The organism is Solicola agrisoli (assembly GCF_049059935.1).
Taxonomy (GTDB): Bacteria; Actinomycetota; Actinomycetes; order Propionibacteriales; family Nocardioidaceae; genus JAURVT01.
In genome coordinates, this window is the sequence record NZ_JBMGQR010000135.1 from 1 (window position 1) to 4,002 (window position 4,002).

The 4,002-nt window shown below is 74.0% G+C and carries 6 protein-coding genes; 2 read left to right on the plus strand and 4 right to left on the minus strand.

The window, feature by feature from the left end:
• The 3 genes from ACI6PP_RS22930 to ACI6PP_RS22940 all read right to left on the minus strand — a co-directional run.
• A partial coding sequence (locus ACI6PP_RS22930) for an acyclic terpene utilization AtuA family protein (RefSeq protein ID WP_421114069.1) occupies positions 1-155 on the minus strand: 155 nt, incomplete at its 3' end.
• Complete coding sequence (locus ACI6PP_RS22935) at positions 152-949, minus strand: TIGR03084 family metal-binding protein (protein WP_421114062.1); 798 nt, start codon at positions 947-949, stop codon at positions 152-154. The genes ACI6PP_RS22930 and ACI6PP_RS22935, both read right to left, overlap by 4 nt.
• On the minus strand, positions 946-1,560 hold the full coding sequence (locus tag ACI6PP_RS22940; protein WP_421114063.1) for a TetR/AcrR family transcriptional regulator: 615 nt from the start codon (positions 1,558-1,560) through the stop codon (positions 946-948). The genes ACI6PP_RS22935 and ACI6PP_RS22940 overlap by 4 nt, the downstream gene beginning before the upstream one ends.
• Positions 1,561-1,796: 236 nt before the next feature.
• Between ACI6PP_RS22940 and ACI6PP_RS22945 the strand changes: the two genes are divergently transcribed.
• Complete coding sequence (locus ACI6PP_RS22945) at positions 1,797-2,774, plus strand: GGDEF domain-containing protein (RefSeq protein WP_421114064.1); 978 nt, start codon at positions 1,797-1,799, stop codon at positions 2,772-2,774.
• An 18-nt stretch (positions 2,775-2,792) separates the two neighbouring features.
• Here the strand turns inward: ACI6PP_RS22945 and ACI6PP_RS22950 are convergent, their stop codons facing one another.
• The gene (locus ACI6PP_RS22950) at positions 2,793-3,014 is read right to left on the minus strand and encodes a DUF1304 family protein (protein WP_421114066.1); all 222 of its coding nucleotides are present in this window, start codon (positions 3,012-3,014) and stop codon (positions 2,793-2,795) included.
• A 117-nt stretch (positions 3,015-3,131) separates the two neighbouring features.
• Here ACI6PP_RS22950 and ACI6PP_RS22955 point away from each other — a divergent pair.
• On the plus strand, positions 3,132-4,002 hold an 871-nt coding region (locus ACI6PP_RS22955; RefSeq protein WP_421114067.1), incomplete at its 3' end, for an O-acetylhomoserine aminocarboxypropyltransferase/cysteine synthase family protein.

Here is a 4,002-nt window from a genome sequence, read left to right on the forward strand (position 1 = left end):
ATCGCGTCGCGGCCGAGGATGAGCATGGTGAGCTCGGCGAGCCAGTCGCCGGTGAGGAAGTCCAGCTCGCCGCCCTCGAGCATCTCGCGCATCGCCGACAGGCGGTCGCCGTAGAAGCCCGAGCAGCTGCCGATGCGGACGGCTGCTCGCGTCATGCCGGTGCCCCGCGGCGCTGCGGGTCGGGTCCGGGGAGGCCGGCGAAGGCCTGGACGAGACCCAGCCACTCGTCCGCGTCGGCGCCGTGCGCGTGCACGTCGACGTCGTCGCGGTGGCGTCGACGGGTGGCGAGCAGCGCGAAGTCCCAGCCGGAGCCGGTGACGCGCTGCTCGGCGTCCTCGGGTCCCCAGGCCCAGGTGTCGCCCGACGGCGCGGCGAGCTCCACGCGGACCTCGGAGGTCGGTGCGGCGAGCCCGTGGACGGCGTAGGCGAAGCCGCGCGTCCGCACGCCCAGGTGCGCGACGTGGCGGGCGCGGTCGTGCGGCACCGTCTCGTGCCCCAGCGCCTCGGCGACGTCCTGGCCGTGCGCCCAGGTCTCCATCAGGCGTGCGGTGGCCATCGACGCGGCCGACATCGGCGGGCCGAACCAGCCGATCCTCGTGCCGGACGGGACGCCGCGCAGCGCGTCGACCAGCATGGTGCGCGTGGCGTCCCAGCGCCGGAGCAGCTCGTCGGACGGGAGGGCGACGAGGCGCTCGGCCGCGGCGTCGACCACGCCGGCCGGGTCGCCGGCGGCGCGTTCCAGGAGCGAGGCGAAGCCCTCGGCGTCGCTGATCGCCACCACCGAGACGTCGTCGGTCCAGTGCAGGTGCGCCACCTGGTGGGCGACGGTCCATCCCGGGGACGGCGTGGGGGTGCGCCAGCCGTCGGCCGGGAGGTCGGCGACGAGGGCGCGCAGCGCGTCGCCCTCGGTGGCGAGGTCGGCGAGGACGGAGTCGAGGACGTCGTTCACGGCGCGACCTCCAGGCGGTCGTCGAGGACACCGGACCAGGTGTCGAGCAGGGCGGACCGGCGGCGGGAGTCGTCGGCGAGCGTCTGGGCGAGGGCCAGGCCGCGCAGCAGGTCGAGCGTGGACTGGACGAGCTGACGGTTCTCGCCCACCGACTCGTCGACGCCGAGCAGCCGGACGGCGTGGGCGTGCGTCTCGCGTCCCAGCCGCTGCTCGAACGCCGCGACGGCGTCGTGCAGGGCGGCGTCGGTGCGGGCGGCCACCCACAGCTCGAGGGCGGCGGTGAACACCGGACCGCACAGGTGGGCGGCGAAGACGTCGAGGACGGCACGGGTGCGGCGCCCGCCGTCGGGCAGGTCGGCGGCCGCGGCGTCGAGGTCGTCGCGCAGCCGCTCGGCGAGGTGCTCGACCGACGCGAGGACGAGGTCCTGCTTGGCCGGGAAGTGGTGCAGCTGCGCACCGCGCGAGACCCCGGCCCGCTGCGAGACCACGGTGGTGGACGTGCCCGCCCAGCCCAGCTCGACCAGGCACTCGATGGTCGCGTCCATCAGCCGTGCCCGCGTGCGGGCCGTCCGCTCCCCCTGCGGGGTGCGCTCGCGCGTCGTCGCCGTCACGCCGTCATCGTGCCCGGGTGACCAACAAACAGTCAAGCCTGTCTGTATCCGCCGGGACGAGAGTCCCTGGATCGCGGTCGGTCTCTGGATCGCGGTCGCCGGAGCGACCCGGATCCAGAGACCCTCGTGGCCCCGACGCGGAGAGGTCCGCCCCATCTACCCCGAAGTGACCACACCGAACACCCAGTTACGTCAGGATGGACGGGACGACGCGGTGCTGAGGAAGAAGACGACGAATGCTGACTGGACTCGGTGTCCGGACGACGCGGTGGACCGCGGCGCGGGTGCTGGGCACCGGCTACCTGGTGGGCGGCCTGCTGTGCCTGCTCAGCGTGCTGTTCCCCTACGCCGACCGCGCGCTCGCCGTCGCCCCCGCGCTCGGGGTCCTGGGGATCGGGGCCGGGCTGTTCGGCATCCTGGGCGGCGACCGGGTCCGACCCGCGGTCGTCACCGCGGGCGTCTACCTGGCGGTGGCGCTCGTGTGCCTGATCGTGCACTTGGCCCGGACCGAGAGCGGGCAGGTGCTCAACGCCGGCGCGCTGACCTGGCTCGGGCTCTTCGCCGCCTGGTTCTGGACCCGCCGCGAGATGCTGACGCTGCTGACGACGGCGTCCGCCCTGCTGGCGCTCGCCATGGCGACGAGCGCGTTCGCGTTCCGCCCGACCGGGTTCGCGGTGGTGGTCGCCCACGTCGCCATGATGACCCTGCTGCTGCACCACCTGGTGCGGGACGCCCGCCTCGACACCGACCACGACCACGACCAGCTCACCGGCCTGCTGGTGCGCACGACCTTCCTGCGCCGGGCGGCCGACGCGATGACGTCGGCCCGTCGCAGCGGCGAGGACCTCGTCCTCGTCCTGGTCGACCTCGACGGCTTCAAGGCCGTCAACGACAGCCACGGCCATGCCGAGGGCGACCGGCTGCTCGCCGACGTCGCCGCGCGATGGCGCTCGGCCCTGGGTCCGGACCACCTCGCCGGACGCCTGGGGGGCGACGAGTTCGCGTTCCTGCTGCGGCGCACCGACCTGCCCGGGTCGGCGACCGTCGTCGGACGGATGGTGCTGGCCTCGGGACACACCCGCTGGCCGCACGGCGCCACGGCGTGGGAGCGCGAGCCGCTGGCGGCCTGGCTCGACCGCACCGACCGCGCGCTGTACGCCCACAAGCGCTCCCGCCACGCCGACCTGGGCGAGGCGGGCGGCGACCCGTCCTGACCCGGGGGCCGGGACCCGTCAGCCCAGGGCGAGCGCGACGAGCGCGAGCAGGGGCGCGGTGCCCTGCTCGAGCGCGGCGCCGCGCTTGTCGGGCGACGACACCAGCAGCACGAGCGCGGCGGCGACCATCGAGCCGCACCCGGCCCCCACCAGCGTGGTGCCGACGGCGACCTCCCCGGCGAGGTGCACCACCACGCCGCCGGCTGCGAGCACCAGTCCCACGATCGTCAGCACGCCCATCGCGACAGCGTCCCAGACCGCGTCGCGAGACCGCCGTCCACGTGACGAGACGCCGGTCCGCGCCCCGCACCCCGTGCGATTGTCGATGTAGTCCATCGACCAACCCGGGAGCGCCCCATGAACGACTCGTGGTCCTTCGAGACCAAGCAGATCCACGCCGGCCAGACACCCGACCCCACCACCGGGGCGCGTGCGCTGCCGATCTACCAGACCACGTCGTACGCGTTCCGCGACACCCAGCACGCGGCCGACCTGTTCGGCCTGGTCGAGCCCGGCAACATCTACACGCGGATCATGAACCCGACGCAGGACGCCGTCGAGCAGCGGATCGCCGCGCTCGAGGGCGGCATCGCCGCCCTCCTGGTGGGCTCGGGCCAGGCGGCCACGACGCTCGCGATCCTCAACGTGGCCGAGGCGGGCGACCACGTCGTCGCGTCGTCGAGCCTCTACGGCGGCACCGACAGCCTGTTCCGGCACAGCTTCCCCAAGCTCGGCGTGGAGGTCACCTTCGTCGCCGACCCCGACGACCCCGAGCAGTGGCGCGCTGCCGCCCGTCCCAACACCAAGGTGTTCTTCGGCGAGACCGTCGGCAACCCCAAGGGCGACGTGCTCGACCTCGAGACGGTGGCGGGCGTCGCCCACGAGATCGGCGTGCCGCTGATCGTCGACAACACCATCGCGACCCCGTTCCTGCTGAACCCGCTCGCGCACGGCGCCGACACCGTCGTCCACTCGGCCACCAAGTACATCGGCGGCCACGGCACCGCGATCGCCGGCGTGATCGTCGACGGCGGCACGTTCGACTACGGCGCGCACGGCGACAAGTACCCCGGGTTCACCGAGCCCGACGAGAGCTACCACGGGCTGAAGTTCGCCGAGGCGCTCGGCCCGGCGGCCTACATCACCAAGGCGCGCGTGCAGGGACTGCGCAACCTGGGTGCCGCGATCTCGCCGTTCAACGCGTTCCTGCTCGCCCAGGGCCTGGAGA